The sequence below is a fragment of the Hartmannibacter diazotrophicus genome, assembly GCF_900231165.1.
Classification (GTDB): Bacteria; Pseudomonadota; Alphaproteobacteria; order Rhizobiales; family Pleomorphomonadaceae; genus Hartmannibacter; species Hartmannibacter diazotrophicus.
The window spans coordinates 1,959,491-1,982,502 of record NZ_LT960614.1; the positions used below are offsets into that span (position 1 = coordinate 1,959,491).

The 23,012-nt window shown below is 65.5% G+C and carries 22 protein-coding genes and 1 pseudogene; 7 read left to right on the forward strand and 16 right to left on the reverse strand.

Annotated features, from left to right (window positions below; genetic code table 11):
• Positions 1-27: 27 nt before the first annotated feature.
• The 11 genes from HDIA_RS09150 to HDIA_RS09200 all read right to left on the reverse strand — a co-directional run bounded on the left by HDIA_RS09150 (position 28) and on the right by HDIA_RS09200 (position 9,710).
• A complete protein-coding gene (locus HDIA_RS09150; RefSeq protein WP_099555888.1) occupies positions 28-1,185 on the reverse strand; it encodes a BatD family protein in 1,158 nt (385 codons plus the stop codon).
• On the reverse strand, positions 1,179-1,805 hold the full coding sequence (locus HDIA_RS09155; RefSeq protein WP_099555889.1) for a hypothetical protein: 627 nt from the start codon (positions 1,803-1,805) through the stop codon (positions 1,179-1,181). Before HDIA_RS09155 ends, HDIA_RS09150 begins: the two co-directional genes overlap by 7 nt.
• Positions 1,802-2,689, reverse strand: a complete 888-nt coding sequence (locus HDIA_RS09160; protein WP_099555890.1) for a VWA domain-containing protein — start codon at positions 2,687-2,689, stop codon at positions 1,802-1,804. Before HDIA_RS09160 ends, HDIA_RS09155 begins: the two co-directional genes overlap by 4 nt.
• Entirely contained in the window at positions 2,686-3,633 is a 948-nt protein-coding gene (locus tag HDIA_RS09165) for a VWA domain-containing protein (RefSeq protein ID WP_342748124.1), read from the reverse strand. The genes HDIA_RS09160 and HDIA_RS09165 overlap by 4 nt, the downstream gene beginning before the upstream one ends.
• Positions 3,624-3,965, reverse strand: coding sequence for a hypothetical protein (locus tag HDIA_RS09170; RefSeq protein ID WP_099555891.1), 342 nt, complete (start codon positions 3,963-3,965; stop codon positions 3,624-3,626). Before HDIA_RS09170 ends, HDIA_RS09165 begins: the two co-directional genes overlap by 10 nt.
• Positions 3,952-4,791, reverse strand: a complete 840-nt coding sequence (locus tag HDIA_RS09175) for a DUF58 domain-containing protein (RefSeq protein WP_099555892.1) — start codon at positions 4,789-4,791, stop codon at positions 3,952-3,954. Before HDIA_RS09175 ends, HDIA_RS09170 begins: the two co-directional genes overlap by 14 nt.
• Positions 4,785-5,735: an AAA family ATPase gene (locus tag HDIA_RS09180; RefSeq protein WP_099555893.1), complete on the reverse strand. Its 951-nt coding sequence runs from the start codon at positions 5,733-5,735 to the stop codon at positions 4,785-4,787. The genes HDIA_RS09175 and HDIA_RS09180 overlap by 7 nt, the downstream gene beginning before the upstream one ends.
• 80 nt (positions 5,736-5,815) lie before the next feature.
• Entirely contained in the window at positions 5,816-7,162 is a 1,347-nt protein-coding gene (locus tag HDIA_RS09185) for an ATP-binding protein (protein ID WP_099555894.1), read from the reverse strand.
• Complete coding sequence (locus HDIA_RS09190) at positions 7,162-7,794, reverse strand: response regulator (protein WP_099555895.1); 633 nt, start codon at positions 7,792-7,794, stop codon at positions 7,162-7,164. Before HDIA_RS09190 ends, HDIA_RS09185 begins: the two co-directional genes overlap by 1 nt.
• Positions 7,795-7,953: 159 nt before the next feature.
• Positions 7,954-8,391 (reverse strand): YqaA family protein, encoded by a 438-nt coding sequence (locus tag HDIA_RS09195; RefSeq protein WP_099555896.1) that lies wholly within the window; start codon positions 8,389-8,391, stop codon positions 7,954-7,956.
• Positions 8,388-9,710, reverse strand: coding sequence for an MFS transporter (locus HDIA_RS09200; RefSeq protein WP_099555897.1), 1,323 nt, complete (start codon positions 9,708-9,710; stop codon positions 8,388-8,390). Before HDIA_RS09200 ends, HDIA_RS09195 begins: the two co-directional genes overlap by 4 nt.
• A 299-nt stretch (positions 9,711-10,009) precedes the next feature.
• Between HDIA_RS09200 and HDIA_RS09205 the strand changes: the two genes are divergently transcribed.
• The 4 genes from HDIA_RS09205 (at position 10,010) to HDIA_RS09220 (ending at position 14,903) form a co-directional block, all read left to right on the forward strand.
• Positions 10,010-10,351: a hypothetical protein gene (locus tag HDIA_RS09205; RefSeq protein ID WP_099555898.1), complete on the forward strand. Its 342-nt coding sequence runs from the start codon at positions 10,010-10,012 to the stop codon at positions 10,349-10,351.
• 101 nt (positions 10,352-10,452) lie between these two features.
• Positions 10,453-11,961, forward strand: a complete 1,509-nt coding sequence (locus HDIA_RS09210) for a multicopper oxidase family protein (protein WP_099555899.1) — start codon at positions 10,453-10,455, stop codon at positions 11,959-11,961.
• 180 nt (positions 11,962-12,141) lie between these two features.
• Complete coding sequence (locus HDIA_RS09215) at positions 12,142-14,454, forward strand: heavy metal translocating P-type ATPase (RefSeq protein ID WP_245884276.1); 2,313 nt, start codon at positions 12,142-12,144, stop codon at positions 14,452-14,454.
• A gap of 26 nt (positions 14,455-14,480) precedes the next feature.
• Positions 14,481-14,903: a c-type cytochrome gene (locus tag HDIA_RS09220; protein ID WP_099555901.1), complete on the forward strand. Its 423-nt coding sequence runs from the start codon at positions 14,481-14,483 to the stop codon at positions 14,901-14,903.
• On the opposite strand, the gene HDIA_RS09225 is transcribed toward HDIA_RS09220, so the two are convergent.
• Positions 14,897-15,475 carry a hypothetical protein gene (locus HDIA_RS09225; protein ID WP_099555902.1) on the reverse strand — a complete coding sequence of 193 codons (579 nt, stop codon included), beginning with the start codon at positions 15,473-15,475 and terminating at the stop codon, positions 14,897-14,899. The genes HDIA_RS09220 and HDIA_RS09225 overlap by 7 nt on opposite strands.
• Before the next feature lie 69 nt (positions 15,476-15,544).
• On the opposite strand from HDIA_RS09225, the gene HDIA_RS09230 reads away from it, so the two are divergent.
• Complete coding sequence (locus HDIA_RS09230) at positions 15,545-16,093, forward strand: Crp/Fnr family transcriptional regulator (RefSeq protein WP_099555903.1); 549 nt, start codon at positions 15,545-15,547, stop codon at positions 16,091-16,093.
• Positions 16,094-16,138: 45 nt separating this feature from the next.
• On the opposite strand, the gene HDIA_RS09235 is transcribed toward HDIA_RS09230, so the two are convergent.
• Entirely contained in the window at positions 16,139-17,065 is a 927-nt protein-coding gene (locus HDIA_RS09235; protein WP_099555904.1) for a LysR family transcriptional regulator, read from the reverse strand.
• A gap of 99 nt (positions 17,066-17,164) precedes the next feature.
• On the opposite strand from HDIA_RS09235, the gene HDIA_RS09240 reads away from it, so the two are divergent.
• Positions 17,165-18,043: an aldo/keto reductase family oxidoreductase gene (locus HDIA_RS09240; RefSeq protein WP_099555905.1), complete on the forward strand. Its 879-nt coding sequence runs from the start codon at positions 17,165-17,167 to the stop codon at positions 18,041-18,043.
• A 274-nt stretch (positions 18,044-18,317) separates the two neighbouring features.
• Here HDIA_RS09240 and oxlT read toward each other — a convergent pair whose 3' ends face one another.
• The 3 genes from oxlT to HDIA_RS09255 all read right to left on the reverse strand — a co-directional run bounded on the left by oxlT (position 18,318) and on the right by HDIA_RS09255 (position 22,608).
• Complete coding sequence (oxlT, locus tag HDIA_RS09245; protein WP_099555906.1) at positions 18,318-19,601, reverse strand: oxalate/formate MFS antiporter; 1,284 nt, start codon at positions 19,599-19,601, stop codon at positions 18,318-18,320.
• A 213-nt stretch (positions 19,602-19,814) separates the two neighbouring features.
• Positions 19,815-21,407, reverse strand: a complete 1,593-nt coding sequence (locus tag HDIA_RS09250; protein WP_099555907.1) for a DHA2 family efflux MFS transporter permease subunit — start codon at positions 21,405-21,407, stop codon at positions 19,815-19,817.
• A 25-nt stretch (positions 21,408-21,432) separates the two neighbouring features.
• Positions 21,433-22,608: an HlyD family secretion protein gene (locus tag HDIA_RS09255; RefSeq protein WP_099555908.1), complete on the reverse strand. Its 1,176-nt coding sequence runs from the start codon at positions 22,606-22,608 to the stop codon at positions 21,433-21,435.
• A 259-nt stretch (positions 22,609-22,867) separates the two neighbouring features.
• On the opposite strand from HDIA_RS09255, the pseudogene HDIA_RS26035 reads away from it, so the two are divergent.
• Positions 22,868-22,981, forward strand: a pseudogene (locus tag HDIA_RS26035) (IS5/IS1182 family transposase); the annotation flags it as partial.
• Positions 22,982-23,012: the final 31 nt, after the last annotated feature.

Genomic DNA, 23,012 nt, shown 5'->3' on the forward strand with positions numbered 1-23,012 from the left:
ACCAGCATCCAGCATCCTGAACCCTCTTCAGCGGTGCCTGAGTATCATTCTCAGGAAGTCCCGGGCTTCGCCATGGGCCGCCTCCGGTTCCCTGCCATAGAGCGCCCGGTCGAGTTCGCGGGTCTCCGTCCCCGAGACGGGCAAGCCTAGCCCGTGCCGGCGGTCGAGGTAACGCGCCGCCGCCGCCCGAAGGTCAAGAAGATCGCCGCTTCTTGCCGCCCGGCGGACCTGCCAACGGCTGCGGTCGAACGGTGCAAGGCGCCGCAGGCGGCGGTTGAGGTCCGAACGGCTCTGGCCACCGAGACCGGCGAGGGCGCCGACGATCCCGACCGCAAGCCCGAGCCCCACGGCTGCGGTTGCAAGGCCTGCTTCTTTTCCCGGCAGTCGATCCGTTCCCGTCTGGTTGGCGTGAAAGCTCTGGTAGCCGAGCGGGATGGCCGGAATTTCGGCCATCCGCATCCGCCGCTGGCTGGTGTCGAACCATGGGATTTCGATCGGCGGGATGACGCCCGGCTCTCCGGTCTTGGGCCGAAGATGCCATTCCCAGGTGACCGTCGTCACGGGGCCGCCGGGCGTTGGCTTCATCGTCCGCTCCTCCGGTGCCGTGAAGCTGATGAGCCATGGCTCGCGGATGACGGGCCGGGGTGGCAGCATCTGCGGCAGGGTCCCCTCGGCGCGCAGCGTCACCTTCCGCACCAGCGTTTCGCCGTCCCGAAGCGCTCCGGGTTCGGTCGAGAGCGCGTCCTCGACGGTGAGGTTCGAGGCGGAGAGCAACCCCGCTTCGCCCGGATAGGGCGCGACGGAGATCGTGACCGCCTTTGCTTCGACCGGCATTTCGGTGCGGCCCGCTCCGTCCATGATGGTCAGGCGATGGGTGAGAGGTCCCAGGCGGAGATCGCCGCCATGGCGCGGGAAAATGGCAAGCCGCCGCTCGAAAACCCGGACCGAGCGGCCTTCCACTTGCTCGTCCTGCCAGCGGTCCCGGGAAAGCTGCACCCAGTCGAAGTCGGCGGACTTCGGCAGGATAAGCTCCTCCAGCGTGATCATGTGCGTGTACTCGCCGCGCAGGGTGACGAGGATCATCTCGCCCGCAACAGGCTGCTCGTTGCCGACGACGATGCGAAGTCTGTCGGCCCGGGCAGCCCCGGTGAAAAGGAGAAGCATCAGAGCGAGCCGGATCACCATGGGTCTGCCTCCTGTGGACGGACGAGCCCGAGAGCCGCGCGCCGCTCGTATTCCTTGTCGAGCCGCAGGCGCAGGAACTCGCCCGGATCGTCCGCGATCGTCTCGAGCCACGCATCGGAGGCCGCATAGCTGCGGGCTGCGAAGGGCTTCTGTGCTTCCGGATCGGGCGTGCTCGGCAGCCCCTGACCGCCCGGCGGCGTTGGAGCCATGTTGCCGCCGTAGCCCGTGATCCGGCCGGGCGCGTTGCTGTCTCCGCGAACGACCGGAGCGAAGGGAAGAATGAGGTCGCGGGTAGCGGCCGCCTCGGCGTCGGCGGGATTGGCGAACAGGACGGCATCGAGATAGGCGACGGCGAGCCCATGCCGGCCGGTGGCCGCAAGCGTCAGCGCACGGTTGAAGGTCTGGTCCCGGCCTGCCTGCCTGAGGGCCGCGTCGGCCTCGGCATGCCGTCCGCCGCGATAGAGCATGAGGCCGCGAGAGGCGGGGTCGTCGACGAAGGCCGCAAGACGGCTCGCAGGTCCGGAAAAACCGGTCCAGAGCAGGATCCGGCCGATGGCTTCGGGGCCGGCCAGGGTCAGGCAGACAAGGCCGAGGACGATGATGAGCAATGGGCGCTTCATCCCTGCCTCCTGAACAGGACGAGGAGCGGCAGAAGCGCCAACGCCGCCATCAGCGGACCGATGTCGCGAAAGCGCACGGATGCCAGCATGTCCTGCGATCCGGGAGCGCCCGACGTCTCGATCCGGGCAAGAACCGGCTCCGGCGACCGTGCGGGTGCTGAGACGTTTGCCAGTTCTGTGAGGGCGTCGACATCGGCACGGCCGCCGGCTGCCCCCGAAAGAACGAGGGCCGAAATGCCGACGCCGGCGCTTGCCAGCCGGCCGGCCTCGATTTTCGCGGTGTCGTCGAAGCCGCCACCGTCGGAGATCAGAACCAGTTCGGCATCCGTCGTGTCCTTGAGCATCCGGCGGGCGAGTGACAGGGCGGTGGCCGGCCGGCTGCCACGGTCGGGCATCGTGTTGGCCGAGAGCACGGCGATCAGCGTCTCGAGGTTGGCGGGATCGCTGGTCGGCGCCGCCACCGGATAGGCCTCGCCCGCATAGACGATCAGTCCGACCTGCCGCCCCTGGGCCGCCGTCATCACTTGCGCCGCGGCGGCCTGTGCGTCGGCAAGGGCGGGGCCCGACGCCACCGAGGGCGACATGTCGATTGCGATCAGGACAACGCCGGAGCCGACGAAGACGGGAACGTTGGCGCGCGGAATGGCGGGGCCGGCAAGCCCGAGCACCATGAAGGCGGCGGCGGTCAGCGCCGCAAACCGGGTCTGCCGGCTCCGCACGGTCGCAAGATGGCCGAGCGCGACCATGGCAGACAGCATGGCCGGCGGCATGACGCGTTCCCAGCCGCCAGCCTCCGGGCCGCGGCGCCAGACATAGAGGGCGATGGCGGCAAGGACCGGCAGGGCGGCCAGCCACCAGGGGCGCAGGAAGACAAGTCCGATCATGACCGCCTCCGCAGCGCGAAGATGAGCGTGAGCGCGAGGGCCGCACCGCCCGGCCATGGCCAGAGTTCCTGCCAGACCTGCAAGGGAGGGCGTTGCATGGGGTTGGGCTCCAGCGCGTCGAGTGTCTCGCTCATGGCGGTGAGATCGGCCATCGTGCGCACGCGAAAACTGGTGCCGCCGCCGGCCTCGGCCATAGACCGGAGCGCCGCCGAATCCACGGCATCGCGCGAGGCGGGCGCGGTCTCGAGATCTTCCGGACCGAGCGCGATGGTGTGGACGCGAATGCCGTGGCTGGAGGCAAGGGCGGCGGCATCGCGTGCCAGCACCTTGCCCGAGGTGTCCACGCCGTCGGAAAGCAGCACGATGACCTTCGATCCGTCCTTGCTCTCGATCAGGCGTTTCGCGGCAAGTCCAAGCCCGTCGGAGATGGCCGTCGATCGGCCGGAAATGCCGATCTGCGCGGTCTCGATGGCATTGGCGACGGCATTGACGTCGAAGGTCGGGGGCTCGGCGACATAGGCGCGGTCGCCGAAGATCACGAGGCCGATCCGGTCGCCCTTGCGCGCGGCAACGAAGCCGGACGCAACGCGCTTGACGGCGTCGAGCCGGGAGATCGGCTCGCCGTCGAGGACGAAATCCTCCTTCGCCATGCTGCTGGATAGATCGAGCACCAGAATGATCTCGCGCCCGGAGGCGGTCACGAAGTCGGAGGCGGCGGGGACCCGTGGCCCGGAGAGTGCGACGACGAGCGCGCTCCAGGCGAGGGCAAGCAGGAGCAATCTCCGCCGGTCGCTGCCAGCGTGGGCGGGCTGCGCTGCCTCGTAGGACCCTGCCGGGACCGAAAGGGCCGCCGGGATCGACCCGTCGGGAGTGATCAGTCGCCGGATCAGCAGCGGCAAAGGCAGCAGCAGGAGCAGAAACGGATAAGCGAGCGTCATTTCCATCGGCGGGCGGCCTTGAGGGCGATGCGCTCCAATTCGGCGCCGGTGGGGGCCGCTTCGGATCCGTAGGCGGCGGTGCGGAGCGGATCGGGCAGGCGGCCGAGAATGCGGGCGATCGCAAGAATGCGTTCCTCGGGTGGTAGCCCCCGCGTCGCGCGGATCTGCTGGCGCTTTGAGGGACGGCGGGCGAGGAAGGGCAGGGCGACGGCGGAAAGGAGCGCCGCGACGATCAACCCGGCGCCGAAGAGGGCGAGGGCGTCCGTGACGCCGACATGCATCAGACTGGACGGCAGCCGCCCGGCCGGCAGCGCGGCGATCAGTTCATCCTGCGTCATCGGCCAACGTCTCCAGCGACACGTTCAGGGTCTTGAGCCGTCCGGCGAGTTCCCGGATCTCGATGGGCTTCATCCGGGCAAGCCGGGTTCTGCCATCGGACCGGATCGGCAAGGCCGACGACGGCGGTGCGATCTCCACGGGGTCGAGAGGCAGGAGGACGGTCACGCGCCGGCGCCGTGCGAGCCGCGCGAGCGCGGCCTCGTCCGAAGGCGCGATCCCGTCCGGTCCCGTCGCGATCAGGACCTCCGATCCCGCTGGCGCCATCTGTGCGAGCCGGGCCAGGACTTCCTCCAGCGATGGGCCGTCGCCGGGCGCCATCAGCGCGCGTTCGTGCTGGGCCGCCAGCATTTCGGCGATGGCGGACATCTGCCTGAAACCCTGGCCAGCCGGAACGGTAGCCGAACCATGGCTGTTGACCGCGAGCGCCCCTATCGAGGCGGACCGCTCGGCCGCCTCCCAGCCTCGCCTTGCCAGCGCGCGGGCGGCGCGGACCGAACGCAGCGCTTCGCCCGTTCCCCAGTGCATTGGTGGGCGGAAGTCGGCGACGAGAATCGTCGTGTCGTCCCGGTCTTCGTGGAAGCTGCGGACATGGATCTGCCCGGTGCGGGCTGTCGTCGACGGGTCGATGCGGCGCGCATCGTCGCCCTCCGCGAAGGCGCGGATCTCGCGAAGGTCGATGCCGGAGCCGGGCGGTTTGGCCGGCACTATGCCGGTGCGGCCGGAGGCGGGACGATGGCGGCCCGTCCGGGCTCCCGTCTGGCGCAGTTCCAGCAGTTCCTCGGCCGTCAGACGGATGCCGGGCGCACGCAAGGCCGACGTCACCATGGTGCGACGGCTTTCAGGGCGTCGGCAACGAGACTGCGGCCGGTCCGGCCTTCCGAACGGGCCGCCCATGTAGGAACGAGCCGGTGGGCGAGGGCGTCCGGCGCAAGCGCAATCACATCCTCGGGCAGACCGAAGTCGCGCCCCTTCAGCCAGGCCCGCGCCTGCACGGCGGCTGCGAGTGCCAGCGTGCCGCGTGGCGAGATCGGGTGCTCGACCCATTGGGACACCGCACCATCCCGGCGCGAGGCCATGACGAGACGGACGATGAAGTCCCGAAGTGCCGGGGCCAGATGCACAGCGGCCGCCTCGGCCCGCGCGCGATGAATATCCTCCGGTGCAAGCGGTTTCCCGACGGCTGGAGGGGGCGCCAGCCGTTCCGCCGAGACAAGGTCGAGAATCGCCCGTTCATGCTCTGCATTTGGCAGGTCCAGCGAGAGGTGGAGCAGGAACCGGTCCATCTGCGCCTCGGGCAGCGGGAAGGTTCCTTCGTGTTCGATCGGGTTCTGGGTCGCGACCACCATGAAGGGATCGGGCAGCGCACGGCTGACGCCGGCCGTCGTCACCTGTCCCTCGGCCATGGCTTCAAGCAGAGCCGATTGCACCTTGGGGGGAGCGCGGTTGATCTCGTCGACGAGCACGAGGGCGTGGAAGAGCGGCCCCTGCACGAAGTCGAACCCGCCGGTCTCCGGCCGGAAGACCTGCGTGCCGGTGAGGTCGGCCGGCAGGAGGTCGGGCGTGCACTGGATCCGGGAGTGGCTGCCCGGCAGGTGGACTGCCAGCCGCTTCACCGCCCGTGTCTTGGCGATGCCCGGCGGCCCCTCGATGAGCACGTGACCGCCGGCCAACAGGGCGGTCATGAGGCGCTCGACCATCTCCTCGTGTCCGATGAGGCCGCTTGCGACCTCGGTCCCAAGCCGCAGGACCGGGTGAATCATTTCGTCCATGTGTTCCTCCCTGATGCTGGGAGGATGGGCCGAAGCAGCAAAGGCGCGCCAGAGCACGCCTCCCGCGCCACCCGGGAAGATCACCCGGTCGGGGCGGGGGCGAGCGGCAGGCGCGTGATGGCCCGCATGCCGCCGTCGATGGGGTCGAGCACGAAGCTGCCGCCAAGCGCATCGACACGTTCGCGGATGCCGAGAAGGCCGTGCCCGTCGGTGATCGGGCGCGAGCGGCCGGCCGGCGACCCGTCGTCGATGACGGTGAGGACGACCTCGCTGTCGGCCGCGACCGTCAGCGAGACGGTGGAGGGATGGCCGTGGCGGATCGCGTTGGTCAGGCACTCCTGCGCGATGCGGTAGAGGCTGAGCGCCAGTTCGTCGGGAATGTCGTCCGTTCGCCCGTCGAAACGCAGCTTGAAGCGCACGCCCTGCGCCCGCGCCCGCCAGCCATCGGTCAGCCGCTCCAGAGCGGGCCGCAGCCCCAGCTCGTCGAGATCGGGCGGGCGAAGGCGCGAAAGCTCCGCATTGAGGCTCTCCATCATCTCGGCCGTGATCTCGCCGATCCGCCGGCCTTCCCGGGACGTCTCGCCACCGGCATGAACGATCGCGGCGGCGAGAGCGCGCGTCGCCGTCAGGCACTGGCCGAACTCGTCGTGCAGTTCGCGGGCAAGCGCACGCCGCTCGTTTTCCTGCACGGTGAAGAGCCTGCGGGTCAGCTCGGCCCGGCTGTCCCGCGCCTCCTTGAGTGTGGTCGCCGTGTCGCCGAGGGCAACGCCGAGCCGGTCGAACTCGGTCACCCGAAATCGCGGAAGTCGCCAGGCAAAATCCCCCCGCTGAAGCCGTTCGATCCCGGCAAGGATCGCGCGGAACGGCATCAGAAGCCGGGCGACGAGAAGGCCGGTCAAGAGCGCCCCGCCAACGGCCATGCCGACGGCCACGCGCATCAGGTCGCCGGTCCGCTCCCAGGCGCGGGAGACGATGATGTCGCGGTCGGCGAACGCCGTCACCCGGCCGTCCTTGGCGGTGCGCGAGCGGACGGGAACGGTTATCGGTTCGGGAACGAGACCGATGGTCGTCGCGATGGCAACGAACCATTCGGGCACCGCCTTGTCGGAAAGCACATACGGTCCGCAGCGGCGGTGTGTCGCCTGGCTCGTCGAACCGAACTCCACGCAGACGCCCGGCGCAATCAGCGTCCAGGTTGGAAACGCCTGCCAGTCCTGGAAGACGGGTGTGGGAGCGACGCCGCCGAAGGCAAGACCGACGAAATCCGGCCGGGCGTCGATCGCCACGGCCACGCGATGGGCCGTCACATCCACGTCCTCGCGCGCCTTGTCGGCGGTCTCGAACAGAACATAGCCCGCGGCGAGCACGATGGTCAGCATGCCCGCCGCCAGGACCCGTATTACCAACTGGGGCAGGAGACCGCGCATCAGGGGCTCGGCACGAGACCGGCGCGCTGCGCCTTCAGCACCATGTCCGCGTCCCCTGTCACGTCCAGTTTGGCCCGTATTTGCGAGAGATTGTTCTGAACGGTCTTCGACGACAGGCCAAGCTTGGCCGCGATCGACCGGCCGTTCATGCCGCCGGCAAAAAGCAGCAGGATGTCGCGCTCGCGAGGCGTCAGCGACGCAATCTCGTCGCCGTCGATGGCCGAGTAGGCCAGCGCCTGCGCCACATCGGGAGAGAGCGCCTTGCGGCCGGCCATCACGGTGGCGATCGCGCGGACGAGGTCGTCCGGCGAACTGCTCTTGGAGACGAAGCCCCGCGCGCCCGCCGCCATCGCCCGCTGGGCGAAGATCGCGCCCTGATGCATGGAAACGACAATGATGCGCGCCGACGGATCGCGCGCGAGAATCTCCTCCACCGCCGCGATCCCGCCGCTGCCGGGCATGGACAGATCCATCAGCACGATGTCGGGCGCGAGTTCCGCAAAGGTGCGCACGGCGGCCTCGCCGTCTCCGGCTTCCGCCAGGACGACATGGCCCGGCTGCCGTTCGAGCAGCCGCCGATAGCCCTCCCGGACGATGGGATGGTCATCGACGAGAAGAATTCGAACAGTCAATGACGATCCTCCTTGCGAACGTGAAGGAGAGGAAGGGCGATTGTTCCAAGGCAGTCAAGGGCGGGCGCGGTCAGAGGTTGTCCGCGATGAAGGGAGCGAATGCGCCGGGAGCCCGCCGGGCTGCCATGAAGCCGGCGATGTCCGGGAGAAGTGCCCCGGTCAGGAAAAGCCCAGTACGGCGGCCGTCAGCGCCAGATAGCGCCCGACCTTGGCGACAGTGACGAGCGCGAGAAAGATCGGGAACGGCTCGCGCAACACACCCGCGGCGACGGTGAGCGGATCGCCGATGATCGGCGCCCAACTGAGGAGCAGCGACCATTTGCCATAGCGATGATACCAGCGCTGGGCCCTGTCGAGGGCCGCCGGCCCCACGGGAAACCAGCGCCGGTCGCGGAACCGCTCGATACCGCGTCCGAGCAGCCAGTTGACGACGGAGCCGAGCACATTGCCGACGCTGGCGGCAAGAACGAGAACCCAGACGGGATGAGAACCCGCGAGCAGCAGACCGGCCAGCGCCGCCTCCGACTGCATCGGCAGGATCGTCGCGGCGATCAGCGCGGACAGGAACAAACCCGAATAGACGGCAAGATCGGTCATTGCAGGCGTGGCCATTCCGGATGATGGCTGTCGATGACGAAGCTGTGGCGGTGACGGTGGCCGTCCCCGACCGGCACCGCGTCCGCAAGATGCGGATGGTTGGGCGCAAGCGTCGCATGGATATGCTCAAGCTCATCGGGATCGTTGGCGGGCCAAAGGCGGGTGGCAGCGATTGCCGCGACGGATGCGATTGATCCAAGCACGGCGAACGTGACCGGCATCCCGGCCTTTGCGCCAAGCCAGCCGGCGAGCGGATAGGTGATCAGCCAGCAGGCATGCGACAGCGCGAACTGCGCGGCAAAGAGCGCCGGCCGGTCCTGCGAATGGGAGGATCGCCTGAGGAGGCGCCCCGACGGTGTCTGCGCCAGGGAGTAGCCGAGGCCGAGAAAGAGCCAGAGCGGCAGCAGAGCCAGGTAGTTGGTAGCGGCAAGCCCGATGAACAGTCCCGCGATGAGAACGGTGGCGCCGGCAAGCATCGCCTGGCGGTCCGGGATGTTCTCCAGGAGGCGCGGCAACAACAGGGCGGCCAGCATGGACCCTGCGCCGAAGGCGGCCAGAGCCAGGGCCGTTGCCCGCTGGTCGAGATCGAAGTTCGACTGGACCAGAACGACCGTGTTAACGATCACCATGGAACCGGCGGCCGAAACGGCAAGGCTGAGGGCAAAGAGGCCGCGCAGGCGCGGCGTGGCGAGATAGATGCGCAGGCCGCGCGTGGTGCGGTCGTAGATGCCGCGTCGCTCGGATGGCGTCGGGCTTGGCAGCACGACCGAAACGACGAGCATTGCCGATGCGAGGAACCCGATCACCGTTCCGCCGAAGAGGCTATGGAAGCTGATGACGCTCAGGAGCGCGGCCGCAATCATGGGGCTGACGACGCTTTCAAGGTCATAGGCAAGGCGCGAGAGCGACAGTGCCCGGGTGTAGTCCTTTTCCTCGGCAAGGACATCGGGGATCGTCGCCTGAAAGGTCGGCGTGAAGGCGGCAGACGCGGATTGCAGGACGAAGATCAGCACATAGACCTGCCAGATCTGCGTCACGAAGGGCAGCATCAGCGCCACCCCCGCTCGGACCAGATCGAGGCTGACCAGCATGGTCCGGCGGGGAAGCTGTTCGGCAAAGGCGGCGGCAACCGGCGCGACGCCGACATAGGCGATCATCTTGATGGCGAGCGCCGTGCCGAGCACGACGCCGGCCTCGGCCCCGGCAAGGTCGTAGGCGAGGAGACCGAGCGCTACGGTCGCAAGGCCCGTGCCGACAAGCGCGATGACCTGCGCGAAAAACAGATGGCGATAAATACGGTTGGCCAGCACTTCGAGCACGGCATCGGTCCGGTCTGATCATGAGGGCGCCGAAACGGTCGACATCGGCCATATTGGATATCCGGACAAACCGCAATTGGCGTTCCTGGCGACCTCAGGTACAGGTTGCCGGGAATGGTGATCAGGACCGAATGGAATCAGATGTCGCCAGCGATGGCCGGCCCGCTTCATTCCGGCCACGCGGAAAATCCGCTTGACCTTTCTGTAACTGGAATGTTCATCATCCGCGAAACGGAGAAGGGACGCTCAGCGCCACCCTTTTCACCAGGCCAGCCATCACCCGTCCGGAGTGACCGTTTTTGATTGCGCGCATCGTCCTGCTGGCGCTTCTCGCTGTGAGCCTGATCGTCGGCCCCATTGTCGGGGGCGGGGCGATGGCTCGGGAAATGTGCGCTGTCACGATGGAAGAATGCGCACTGCCGATGGACCATTCCGCGGCAGAGAAAGACGGAGCCCGTGACAAGGCTCCCGGCAAGGCTCATGCCGGGTTGCAAGACTGCTGTTCCCAGGGCTGCATGACGGCAACCGTTCCCACGCGCGATCATCGACTGGGCGGGGAGCCTCCGGCACGGGTCTTCGCCTTCGAGATCGCCCAATCGGTCACGGGCCGGTCTGTGCCGCCGCAGCGCGATCCTCCCTGAAATCCAGACGATGGTCTCAACGCCTCCGGGGCACCGGAAAGGCAGGATTTCATCAAGGCCTCGACGCAAGGACGTCCTGTGGCCGCAAAGGATCAAACAGCATGAACCGCAGAGATTTCATGAAGGCCGCCCTCGCGGGTGTGGCCGCCGGACCTATTTCATTTTCCGCAAGCGCCCTTGCCGCGAATGCGCAAACCCTCACGATCGGCACCCGGACCATCGAGGTGGGCGGCAGGGCTGCAACCGTCTATTCGCTTCTCGGCCCGGACGGTCGGCCCGGCCTGACGCTCGACGCCGGAGCGCAGTTCGACGTCGCGCTTCGCAACGGGCTTTCCGAGCGTACCATGATCCACTGGCATGGACTGACGCCGCCCTTCGAGCAGGACGGCGTTCCGGACCTGCCCAAGCCGATGCTGGAGCCGGGCGAGACGCGGGACTACAATTTTCCCGTGGGCGAGGGGGGCACCTACTGGATGCACGCCCATACGCTCCAGGAACAGAATCTTCTGGCCGCGCCTCTGGTCGTGCGCACGGCGGAGGACAGGGCGGCGGACGAACAGGAGGTCGTCGTCCTGCTGCACGACTTCTCCTTCACGCCGGCCGAAGAACTCCTCGGCAAGCTGAAGGGTTCTTCCGGCGCGGCAATGCCGATGGCCGGGGCGATGGATCATGGCGGCCAGCAGAACGGCATGGGCATGATGGGCAACATGCCCATGGACGGCTCCGCCATGAACCATGCCATGGGACAGGGCATGGCGGGCGGCATGATGGGCATGGCCGGCGGCATGGGTCACATGGCCATGGGCGACATGGACCTCAACGACATCGAGTACGACGCCTATCTTGCCAACGACCGGACGCTGGATGATCCGGAGGTCGTTCAGGTCGACCGAAACGGAACCGTCCGGCTGAGGATCATCAACGGAGCGGCATCGACAGCCTTCACGATCGATCTAGGGAGCCTGGACGGCACGCTGATCGCCGTCGACGGACAGCCGGTCGTTCCCGTTTCCGGTCGCCGGATTCCTCTTACCATGTCCCAGCGCGCCGACATTCGCGTCAGGATTCCAGCCGCTGGCGGGGCATTCCCGATCCTCGCACTGCGCGAAGGCGCTGCGGAAAGAACCGGCATCGTCCTCGCAACGGCAGGAGCCGAGGTACACAAGCTCGACAGCCGCGGCGAACTGCTGGGTCCCGTGCTCGACCTTGAGCTGGAAAGCCGCCTCCAGGCGCTGAACCCGCTTTCCGAGCGGCCAGCCAGCCGAAGCTACATGGTTCACCTCATGGGCAACATGATGAGCTACGACTGGGCGATGGCCGGCGATGCGGACATACTGGTCCATCGCGGCGAGCGAGCCGAGGTGACGCTGATGAACATGTCCATGATGGCGCATCCGATGCACCTTCACGGCCATCATTTCCAGGTCGTGGCGATCAACGGCAACCGCATTTCCGGCGCCATGCGCGACTCTGTTCTCGTGCCGCCGATGCAAAGCGTCACCTTCGCGGTCGATGCAAACAATCCGGGCCGATGGGCGTTCCATTGCCACCATCTCTACCACATGGCATCGGGCATGATGGGGCGGTTCGCCTACGCCGGGGTGTCGTAAGCCCGAATCTGCGGACGCGCTCTGCCGGACGTTGTCCGCCGGCAGGGCGCCTCCGCTGGATCGTGCCGCCGCGCGTTCCATATGCGCAGGAGCGGCAAGACGAATTCCAAAGACCGAGGGAGGCACGCAATGGCCGACCATCACGATCACGCAGCGCACGCCGGGCATCATGCTCATTCCATGGGCCCGGCAGAGAATGGCGCCACCGTCCGCGATCCGGTTTGCGGCATGGCCGTCGACCCCGCAACCGCAGAGCACCGTCACGAGCACGAGGGGCAGACCCACTATTTCTGTTCCCAAGGCTGCCATGACAAGTTCGTCGCCGATCCCGGCAAGTACCTGACGCCGAAACCGGAAAGCCCGAAGGCGCCGAAGGGCACCAAATACACCTGTCCGATGCATCCTCAGATCATCCGCGACGAGCCGGGAAGTTGCCCGATCTGCGGCATGGCTCTGGAGCCGATGGGCGTGCCGGCGGAGGATGAAGGGCCGAGCCCCGAGCTCATCGACTTTACCCGGCGCTTCTGGGTCAGCGCGGCCCTGTCCGTTCCTCTCCTCGTCCTCACGATGGGCATGGTCTTCGGCCTGCCGATCCGCGAATGGATCGGCGAGCGGTATGCCGTCTGGATCGAACTGATCCTGGCAACGCCGGTCGTGCTTTGGGCCGCGATACCCTTCTTCGAGCGCGCCTGGGCCTCTATTCTCAACCGCAGTCCCAACATGTGGACCCTCATCGGCCTCGGCGTCGGCGCGGCCTATGCCTACAGCGTCGTCGCGACCCTTCTTCCCTCGATCTTTCCGCCATCCTTCCGCGGCGAACACGGCACGGTGCCGGTCTATTTCGAGGCGGCCGCCGTCATCATCGCCCTGGTCTTCCTTGGGCAGGTTCTGGAACTTCGCGCCCGGGAGCGGACCGGCTCGGCGATCCGGGCGCTACTTGACCTTGCCCCCAAGACCGCAAGGCGCATTGCCGAGGACGGTTCCGAGACGGACGTTCCCCTGGACGAGGTCTCCCTGGGCGACCGGCTGCGCGTTCGGCCGGGAGACAGCGTGCCCGTCGACGGTGTCGTCATCGAAGGCCGCACATCCATCGACGAATCGATGATCACCGGCGAGCCCGTTCCCGTGGAAAAATCCGAAGGGGATCCCGTCACCGGCGGCACGCTCAACCGCAACGGAACCCTCGTCATCCGCGCCGACAAGGTCGGTTCGGACACCATGCTGTCGCAGATCGTCGACATGGTCGCCAAGGCGCAGCGGTCGCGGGCGCCGATCCAGGGGCTTGCCGACACGGTCTCCAGTTACTTCGTGCCGACCGTCGTTGCAGTCGCTGTGTTGTCCTTCGTCGTCTGGGCGCTGGTCGGCCCCAGCCCGTCGATGACCTACGCCATTGTCGCCGCCGTCTCCGTCCTGATCATCGCGTGCCCCTGTGCCCTTGGGCTGGCCACGCCGATGTCGATCATGACGGCGACCGGGCGCGGCGCTCAGGCCGGCGTCCTGATCAAGGACGCCGAGGCGCTGGAACGCTTTGCCCATGTCGATACTCTGATCGTCGACAAGACCGGCACGCTGACGGAGGGAAAGCCGAAACTGACGGATGTCATCGCCTTCGACGGGCATGACGAAGCCGAAATCCTGTCGCTGGCGGCAAGCCTTGAACGAGGCTCCGAGCATCCCCTTGCCGAGGCCATCGTCGACGGCGCCGCCGACCGCGGCGCGGACGTCCGCCAGGCGACGGATTTCGAGGCCATCACGGGCAAGGGGGTGAAGGGCCGGGTCGGGGGCCGCGACGTTGCTCTCGGCAATGCCGCCATGATGGCGTCGCTGAACGCGAAGGATCACGAGGCCGCCGAGCGGGCCGACGCCCTGCGCGCGGAAGGCAAGACCGCGATGTTCATTGCGGTCGACGGGCGGATCGCCGGTCTCGTTGCCGTCGCCGACCCGATCAAGCCGACGACGGCGGAAGCGATCCGCCATCTCCACGAGAGCGGACTGAAGATCATCATGGCGACCGGCGACAACGAGGTGACGGCACGGGCGGTTGCCGAGAAGCTCGGGATCGATGAAATCCGCGCGGATGTGCTGCCGGAGGGCAAGCAGGCCCTGATCGAGGAAATCCGTGCCGCCGGTGGCAAAGTGGCCATGGCCGGTGACGGCGTCAACGACGCGCCGGCTCTGGCTGCGGCCGACGTCGGCATCGCGATGGGAACCGGCGCGGATGTTGCCGTGGAAAGCGCCGGGTTCACGCTCGTCAAAGGCGATCTTACGGGGATCGTTCGTGCCCGGACGCTCTCTCAGGTAACGATCCGCAACATCAAGCAGAACCTCTTCTTCGCCTTCGCCTACAACACGGTCGGCGTTCCCATCGCCGCCGGCATTCTCTACCCGGTGTTCGGCGTCCTGCTGTCGCCCATGATTGCCGCGGCCGCCATGAGCCTCAGTTCGGTCTCCGTGATCGCCAATTCGCTTCGGCTCAGAACCATCCGCCTCTAGACAAGCCAAAAACGAAAAGACTGTCCATGAAACGGTATTCCAAGCTCCTCGCCATCGCGGCCGTCGCTCTTGCCGTCGCGTTTGTCGTCTACCTGCGCCGTCCGTCGCCGGCAGTCGTCGCGCAAGCCGGGCCTCCGATCGTCGCGGTCAAGGTTCCGGCTCTTTCGGCCGAGGAACAGAAGGGAGAAGTGGCCTACAGGGCCTACTGCACCAGATGCCACGGAGAGGACGGGGCAGGGCAGGATGGCGTCGCTCCGCCTCTCGTGCATCCGATCTACGAGCCGAACCACCATGGCGACCAGGCGTTCCTTCTCGCCGCCATGAACGGCGCTCGAGCCCACCACTGGCCGTTCGGCGACATGCCGCCGGTCGAAGGGGTCAAGCCGGCCGACGTTGCGGACATCGTCACCTATGTGAGAGCGCTGCAACGCGCCAATGGCATCTATTGATGCGGAGAAGCGCCACGCGCGATGGCAAGGTGATGCTCCTGGTGGTGCGCTCCTAGGGTCATGAGGCCTATGAAACCCAGACCGTGGAGTCTCTCCAGCGCCGCATCGTCTTCGGCCCGGGCGATCAGGGCAGCACCGTGGGGAATGTCCCGAACGTCATAGGTGTACCCCATCGTTCCGTTCATCGTGGCGGCATGAGCCGAAACCATGCGTCTTGCGGAGGCGGCGATTTCCGCCGGTCCGGTGATCTGGAATTCCAGTCCGTCCGGGATGGGCTTTGCGGTCACATCGGCACGAAGCGTGACATTGTTCATGTCGATGAGGTGCGCTCTGAGAGCCGGGATATCGACCTTTGTCCAGTCCGTCTCCGGATCCCGCATCAGAAGGTCGACGATCTCCTGAATGGCCGCAAAGGCGTCCTGTCCGGGCTCGCGCGGAATATCGGTCCGGTGGGGAAGGGTTGCCGCCGGCGAATGCTGATGCGTCATGTGCGCCGGGTCCATGGAACCTGATTGGGCATGCCCACCGGCGGGAACCAGCAGCAGCCCGAGCGCCAGGGCATGTTTCATCATCGGTCAAACTCCATCGTCCTTGCTGATCGAGCTTGACCCATCCGCTCTCCCGCAGACATGATAGCGATCATGTATGCGGATTTAATCGACCTCCTGGGATCGGAAAGAAGCGTTGTCCACTCCCTGAAGGAAGGCATGTACCTGTTCCATCGCGGGGATCCGGTCCGCCGTCTCTATCTCGTCGAGCAGGGCGCAATCCATCTCGTCCGCCATCAGGCGGATGGCCGGGGTCTCGTGCTCCAGCAGGCGAGTGCCGGCGACATCGTCGCCGAGGCTTCCATCTTTTCCGACGAGTATCATTGCGACGGTATTGCGCTGACCGATGTCACCATTCGCACGATCGAGAAAACGCATTTCCTGGAGTATTTCAGCTCAAATCCGCAATTTGCCCTGTCGTGGGCAAAGCGGCTGGCTGCGAAGGTCCAGGAAGCCCGGTTGCGGGGGGAGATCCTGTCCCTCAAGACGGTGCGCGAAAGGTTGGATGCCTGGCTGGACTGGTATGGAACGCTGCCGCCAAAGGGCGAATGGCGGGAACTGGCATCTGCAATTGCCGTCAGTCCTGAAGCCCTTTATCGGGAAATTTCAAGGCGCCGCGGCAACGGACCCGCCGGCTCTTGAGCGAATGACCATCGGTCGGAGACCGAAATCGGCCTTCCGGCTTTTTCATGCGCTGCCGGCGAAGGCGTCGATCATCGGCCGGGACTTGATGAAATCCACGAAGGCCCGAAGCGGGGCCGGAAGATGGCGCCGTCCGGGATAGTAGAGAAACGGCCCGGAAAAGCTTTCGCTCCACGATGTCAGGATCGGCTCCAGGTCGCCGCTGTCGATATGAGGCCGAACGAGTTCGTCGAACAGGTGGATGACACCGCCGCCGGCAAGGGCCGTGGCGATGATGAGATCGAACGCCGCTGCGGGCTTCACAAGCAATGGCCCGGGCGAGTCCACCTTGACGATTTCCCCGTCCTTTTCGAACTCCCAGAGCGGAATGGCGCCACCGGCAAACTGTCCCCGCAGGCAGCGGTGGGACAGGAGATCCCGCGGGTGGTCGGGCCGGCCGTGACGATCCAGATAGGCGCTGGACGCGGCTGTGGTGAAGCATTGTCGGCGCGGACCGATCGGGACCGCGATCATGTCCTGCTCCAGGCGCTCGTCGTAGCGGATACCCGCCTCGCATCCGGCCGCAAGCAGATCGACGAACCCATCCTCCACCACCACGTCCAGACGGATGTCGGGATAGGCTTCGAGAAACGGCGCCACGATCGTTGGCAGGATGAAACGGGCAACTCCCGAGGGGACATTGAGCCGGAGCGTTCCGGCCGGCTGCTCGCGAAAGCCGTTCAGAACGTCAACGGCGGCATCGATCTCGGCGAACATGGGCGCAACCGTCTCCAGGAGCCGCCGGCCGGCCTCCGTCGGCGAGACACTGCGCGTCGTCCGATTGAGCAAACGAAGGCCAAGCGTCGCTTCCAGCCGGCTGATTGCGACACTGAGACCGGAGGCGGACACGCTGCCGGTTCGTGCGGCGCCCCGAAACCCGCCGGCTCGGGCGACGGCGATAAAGGCGGCCAGATCGTTCATGTCGACAGTCATTGTTTTAGCTCATGCACAGCCCGTTACGATTGTTGCTGATTATATAGCAGAGGGACGAGGGCCATATCGATTTCCGGAAACAGACAACAGGAGATCGAAATGACTGACATCACGACTGCACACACTTTTTCGCTTGCCGGCCGGACCGTGAACCGGATGGGCTATGGGGCAATGCAGCTTGCGGGACCGGGCGTCTTTGGTCCGCCTCAGGATCGCGCAGCCGCCATTGCCCTGCTGCGGGAAGCCGTCGCCTCCGGCGTGAACCACATCGACACGAGCGATTTCTACGGCCCGCATGTCACCAACCAGATCATCCGCGAGGCCTTGTCGCCCTATGCCGACGACCTCCTGATCGTGACCAAGATTGGAGCATTCCGCGGAGATGACGGTTCATGGATTCCGGCCCCCGAGCCGGAGGACCTCGAGCGCGGGGTGCACGACAATCTGCGCAATCTGGGTCTGGACACCCTCGAAGTCGTCAATCTGAGGCTGACCGGAGACCTGCATGCACCGAAGGAAGGCTCGATCGAACGCCAGGTGACGGCACTCGCCGAACTCCAGCGCAAGGGGCTTGTCCGCCATGTCGGCCTCAGCAACGCCACCGCGGCTCAGGTCGCGCAAGCCCAGACGATCACCGAAATCGTCTGTGTCCAGAACCACTACAATCTGGTCCAGCGGGCCGACGACGAACTCGTCGACAACCTGGCTGCCCAGGGAATTGCCTACGTGCCGTTCTTTCCCCTCGGCGGTTTCACGCCCCTGCAGTCGTCAGGCCTCTCGGCAATCGCGGACCGGTTGGGCGCAACGCCGTTGCAGGTGGCGCTCGCCTGGCTGCTTCATCGTTCGCCGAATATCCTGCTGATCCCGGGCACCAAGTCCATCCAGCATCTGCGCGAAAACCTGAAAGTCGCGGATCTGGCTTTGTCGCCGGATGTCCTGACCGAGCTTGGCGCGATCGCGCAACCGAGCGTCCAGTAAACCATGGCCTGCCGGAAACGGCGCCGATGCAACGAATTGGGCGGGCGGGGCTTGGGCCTCGCCCGATTGCCATGTCCGGTTGAAGGGTTCAGGGCAGCCGATCCGGTTCCAGCGGTGAACGCGGCTTTTCCGGGGATCAGCCTCCGGCAGCCGTTGGATTGCCTGGAACGAACCCCTGGAGACCGTGACAGGACTGAGCGGACAACCCGGTGAAGCTGTCCGCTCAGTCCTGTCATCGGCTTGGCTGTCCCAGCAGCCCTCCGGCGCGGGGTCGTCAACCGGCCTCTTGCTCGTGATGACGGATCACCGCCGGCCGCAGGACCGTCACCACGGCAACGACCGCGAGGATATTGATGCCGGCGGCGAGCAGCAGAAGGTTGTTCCAGTTGCCCGTCTGCCCGACGACGAGTGCGGCAACCGGGACCAGGAACCCCGCAGCCCCCTTCGCCGTGTAGAGAAGCGACGTATTGGTCGTCGCGTAGGCCGACCCGAAGAGGTCGGTGCACATCGCCGGGAACAGGCTGAAGATCTCACCCCAGCAGAAGAAGATCATGCCGGTGAAGAAGATCAAGCCGTAGGGGTTCTGGCCGACCACCGTCAGAAGATAGTAGCTCACGCCGCCGATGGCGAAGGCGAGCGACATCGTCTCCCAGAGGCCGATCCTGTCGGAGACCCATCCGAAGAACGGCCTTGCGACACCGTTCATGACGTTGGCGAAGACGAGAGCGACCGAGAGCGCCGTCGCTCCAAGAAGCACGACGCTATCGGCGACGTGGTAGGCATGCGCGATCGGGGCGAGGTAGGCCGTGAAGGCAAGACCGCCGGCACACATCAGCAGGTCCAGCACGTAGAGGACCCAGAAGACACGGCTCGACAGCATTTCCCGGGGCGAGTAGCTGCGGCTGGTCTGCTCGATCTTGTTCTCGTCCTTCTTCTTCGGCTCCGGAGCTTCGCCCGGCCGCGGATTGCGTACGAACAGGGAGATGAGAAGAACGATCCCGCCCTGGATCAGGCCGAACCAGAAGAAGGCGGCGGAATAGCCGTAGTTCTCGATCACCATCCGTATCGGAATGATGGTGAGGGCGGTGCCGGCGCCGAAGCCGCCGGCGACGAGGCCGACCGCGAGGCCGCGGTTGTCCTTGAACCATTTGACGGTCGTTCCAACGCCGGTGCAGTAGACCGCTCCGGCCGCGAATCCCGTCAGCGCACTGCCGAAATAGAGCGACCAGATCGACCCGGCATACGCGTTGAGGATCCAGCCGACGGCAATCAGCAGTCCGCCCATGCCCATCACGACGCGCGGGCCGATCCTGTCGGCGATCCAGCCGTTGAGGGGCGTTCCCCAGGTTTCAAGGGCGACGAAGAGTGTAAAGGCGAACTGGATCTGGGAAATCTGCCAGCCGGTGGCCTTTTGCAGGGGCAGGACGAAGACCGACCAGCCGTACTGAAGGTTCGCGATCATCACCATGGCGATGACGCAGAGCACCAGATACTTCCAGCGCTCTTTCGATTGTGAAGCGCCGGAAACGGGCGCAATGGAGTCCGCGGCAATGCTCATGGGAAGTCTCCTCAGCATAGAACGGGTTGGCTTTGTCTTGGGGATGACCGACGCGCGTGCGGACAGCGGTGCGTTTGCGGGGCAGACCGCATGCGGGAACGAGACACCCCCGTGGGGAGGAATTGATCTGAAGGGTGGGTGGCGGTCTGGTCGGTCCGGACCTCGCAGTCTTTCGATGGCTGCGGCGCCTGACGCCGCAGATGCCGGCGCCCGTCAATGGGCGCCCGCGCCTCCGCCGGTTGTCTTCTTGGCCATCAGCAATGTGATTGCTGCGATGGCCAGTACGACGCCAATGACGGCGAAGGTGTCACTGAAGCCCATGATCAGGGCCTGACGTTTCACGATGCGTCCCAGGGCGATGACAGCCTGGCTCGCGGCCTTGGTATGGTCGGAGACGCCATGGGACATGAAGTAGCCGGTCAATTCGTCGAGACGTGTCTGCACTTCCGCTCTACCGGTCGATACCGACTGGCCGATGATGTTCGAATGAAACTGCTCGCGCTTCGTCAGGATGGTTCCCAGGGTCGCAGTGCCAGCCGCGCCACCGAGATTTCTGAGCATGTTCGTCAGGCCGGATGCGGCGGCAGCGTCTGCCGGGGCGATGCCGCCGGTGGTGATCGCTGTGATCGGTGTCAGGACCAGAGCCTGGCCGATGGCGCGGACGATGTTCGGGATCCAGAACTGGTCACCGGCACTGTCTGGCGACAGTGAAATGTTCATGAAGCAGCTGATCGCGAAGATCGAGATGCCGAGGAAGCCGATGTAGCGGACGTCGAAACGCTTCATCAACGCCGGAACGAACGGGATCAACAGAAGCTGCGGCAGGCCCGTCCAGGCGAGAACATTGCCGATCTGCTCCGCATTGTACCGTTGAACCTGTCCCAGATACTGCGGCAGGATGTAGACGGTCCCGAACAGAGCCACGCCGACGAGCACGTTCACCAGAATGCCTATGCCGAAGTTGCGCTGGGTCAGGAGACGAAGCTTGACCAGTGGTTTTTCAACCGTCAGCTCGATCCAGATGAAGGCGCCCAGGAAGACGGTCGCGACAATGCTGAGCTGGACGATGAACGGCGACGAAAACCAGTCATTCTGGTTGCCTTCTTCAAGCACGGTCTGAAGTGCGGCGAGGCCGATGGCCATGGTGACGATGCCGGACCAATCGCCTTCGCGCAGCAGGCCCAGACGCATCGGCTGCTTTTCCAGCGTCGCGGCCAGAGCGATCGCCATGATGGCGCTCGGGATGGTGTTGATGAAGAAGATCGTCTGCCAACCATAGTTCTCCGTCAGGTAACCGCCGATTGTCGGGCCGATGGCCGGAGCAAAGGTGACCGACAGTGCGAAGATGGCGAGTCCGATCGGCTGCTGGTGCTTCGGCAGCTTGGTCAGGACCATCGTGAAGGCCATCGGGATCAGGATGCCGCCGGCAAAGCCCTGCAGGGCACGCAGCACGATCATCGTATTCAAATCGTGAGCAAAGGCGCAGGCCATCGAGAACAGCGGAAACAGGATCGTATTGGCGATGATGTAGCGGCGGAAGGAGAAGACGTTGCTGAAATAGGCCGTCAGCGGAATGACGATGATCTCGCCGATCAGGTAGGACGTCGAGATCCATGCGCCGTTGTCGACGCCCGTTCCGATGCCGCCTTCGATGTCCAGCAGCGAGGCGTTGGTGATCTGGATATTCAGGATGGCCATGAACGCGCCGATCATGCCGGCGAGAACGGCGATCCATTCCTTTGTTCCAGCCTTCGGCAGGGAGGCTGTCGGCAGTATCGTTGTCGGTGTCGAAGCTTGGGTTGACATGACCCGGCCCTCCTGGCCTCCGGGATCAGAGGCTGCTTTGGTTCTTCGAATCCTTGGTATCGATGCTCGGCTGCACGGACATGCCCGGCCTCAGATCGCCCGATGCGGCGCTGTCCCCGTCGAGGACGATCCGGACCGGAATTCTCTGGACGACCTTGGTGAAGTTGCCCGTGGCGTTGTCGGGAGGCAGCAGCGCGAATTCCTGGCCGCTGGCCGGGGCGATGCTTTGGACGCGCCCGTGATAGACATGGCCCGGGAACATATCGACATCGATGTCGACGCGCTGGCCAGGGCGTACGTCCGTGAGCTGCGTTTCCTTGTAGTTGGCGACGATATAGACAGCGCTTGTCGGAACGACCGTCATCAACTGCGTCCCGGCCTGCACGTACTGGCCGACACGCAGCGTTCTGTTGCCGACGATGCCATCGATCGGAGCGACGATGGTTGTGTAGGAGAGGTTCAACTCGGCCTGCCGCTGTGCTGCGAGATCCCGGGCGAGGTCTGCCTTTGCCTGCGCCAGTTCAGCCTTGAGGACATTGACCTGATCCTTTGCACCTTGGAGAGCGGCGGTATCGCGTGCGGTGGTGGCGCGGTTGGCGGCGATTTCTGCCGCGGCCTGCTGTGCCGACTGCACCGGTGCATAGCCATTAGAGGCAAGGCTCGAGAAGCGCTTGTCGTTTTGATCTGCAAATGCCTCGTTCGCATGGTCGATGTCGATCGAGGCCTGCGCCGCGGCAATCACTGAGCTCTGTGTTTCGAGCGCAGCCTGCTTGCCGGCGACGGTTGCCCTTGCCGATTCCACGGTGGCGCGCGCCTGGTCCAGGAGAGCGGCATAGTCGCGGCTATCGATGGTGGCCAGAACCTGACCGGCCTTGACCGGCTGGTTGTCCGCGACCAGCACCTTGGCGATATAGCCCGGTATCTTGGGAGCGATCGCGCTGCTGTCGGCCTGGATGTAGGCGTCATCCGTCGAGACCTGGAACCGTCCGACCGTCCAGTAGTCATGGCCGTAGTATGCGCCAGCCGCGACCACGGCCACGGCGCCAGCGGCCATCAGGGCCTTCTTGAAGATAGACGTTCTCTTGGGCGCAACGACGTCTGGTGCTGCCATCGGCGTCGGAGCCAGCGATGCTGGAGCGGGAGCGGTTTCCGTGATCGGAGCGCGCGCTGTCTTGGTCAGGGTGATGATATTCTCTTCCATTTCGGAGGCTCCGAAAATCACGTCCGAATGCGGACGGACACCTATTAGGAAAAATTACATTTTCCAAAATAAGATCGAAGCCGCCGAAGTCAACGTCAATTTGGAAAATGTTCGTGTTCCAAAATGTGAATTTCGTGATCGGCGTTGTCGCTCAAATCACGGAATGGGGCTCATGGCGTGAAGTCGTCGCGGTGGTCGGGCAGCACGGACAGGCCGACGCCTCCGGCCTGCAAGACCGGTAACCGGCCAGCCGAGAACGAAGCGTCTCAAGGCGCGGGACTTTGATCGCTAGGTCGCGGAACTTCAGGTCCGCATCGCCGTCATGAACGGCTACGCCGGGCCCGGCAGGCCCATCACACGGACCGCGCGATAAGCCTGTCCGCGGACAGGGCAAGCTCGGCTGT

Bases quoted from the DNA above. Each gene is read 5' to 3' on its own strand.
- HDIA_RS09150 (WP_099555888.1), bottom strand. From the start codon at position 1,185: ATGGTGATCCGGCTCGCTCTGATGCTTCTCCTTTTCACCGGGGCTGCC.
- HDIA_RS09155 (WP_099555889.1), bottom strand. From the start codon at position 1,805: ATGAAGCGCCCATTGCTCATCATCGTCCTCGGCCTTGTCTGCCTGACC.
- HDIA_RS09160 (WP_099555890.1), bottom strand. From the start codon at position 2,689: ATGATCGGACTTGTCTTCCTGCGCCCCTGGTGGCTGGCCGCCCTGCCG.
- HDIA_RS09165 (WP_342748124.1), bottom strand. From the start codon at position 3,633: ATGGAAATGACGCTCGCTTATCCGTTTCTGCTCCTGCTGCTGCCTTTG.
- HDIA_RS09170 (WP_099555891.1), bottom strand. From the start codon at position 3,965: ATGACGCAGGATGAACTGATCGCCGCGCTGCCGGCCGGGCGGCTGCCG.
- HDIA_RS09175 (WP_099555892.1), bottom strand. From the start codon at position 4,791: ATGGTGACGTCGGCCTTGCGTGCGCCCGGCATCCGTCTGACGGCCGAG.
- HDIA_RS09180 (WP_099555893.1), bottom strand. From the start codon at position 5,735: ATGGACGAAATGATTCACCCGGTCCTGCGGCTTGGGACCGAGGTCGCA.
- HDIA_RS09185 (WP_099555894.1), bottom strand. From the start codon at position 7,162: ATGCGCGGTCTCCTGCCCCAGTTGGTAATACGGGTCCTGGCGGCGGGC.
- HDIA_RS09195 (WP_099555896.1), bottom strand. From the start codon at position 8,391: ATGACCGATCTTGCCGTCTATTCGGGTTTGTTCCTGTCCGCGCTGATC.
- HDIA_RS09210 (WP_099555899.1), top strand. From the start codon at position 10,453: ATGAACCGCAGAGATTTCATGAAGGCCGCCCTCGCGGGTGTGGCCGCC.
- HDIA_RS09215 (WP_245884276.1), top strand. From the start codon at position 12,142: ATGGGCCCGGCAGAGAATGGCGCCACCGTCCGCGATCCGGTTTGCGGC.
- HDIA_RS09220 (WP_099555901.1), top strand. From the start codon at position 14,481: ATGAAACGGTATTCCAAGCTCCTCGCCATCGCGGCCGTCGCTCTTGCC.
- HDIA_RS09225 (WP_099555902.1), bottom strand. From the start codon at position 15,475: ATGATGAAACATGCCCTGGCGCTCGGGCTGCTGCTGGTTCCCGCCGGT.
- HDIA_RS09230 (WP_099555903.1), top strand. From the start codon at position 15,545: ATGTATGCGGATTTAATCGACCTCCTGGGATCGGAAAGAAGCGTTGTC.
- HDIA_RS09235 (WP_099555904.1), bottom strand. From the start codon at position 17,065: ATGACTGTCGACATGAACGATCTGGCCGCCTTTATCGCCGTCGCCCGA.
- HDIA_RS09240 (WP_099555905.1), top strand. From the start codon at position 17,165: ATGACTGACATCACGACTGCACACACTTTTTCGCTTGCCGGCCGGACC.
- oxlT (WP_099555906.1), bottom strand. From the start codon at position 19,601: ATGAGCATTGCCGCGGACTCCATTGCGCCCGTTTCCGGCGCTTCACAA.
- HDIA_RS09250 (WP_099555907.1), bottom strand. From the start codon at position 21,407: ATGTCAACCCAAGCTTCGACACCGACAACGATACTGCCGACAGCCTCC.
- HDIA_RS09255 (WP_099555908.1), bottom strand. From the start codon at position 22,608: ATGGAAGAGAATATCATCACCCTGACCAAGACAGCGCGCGCTCCGATC.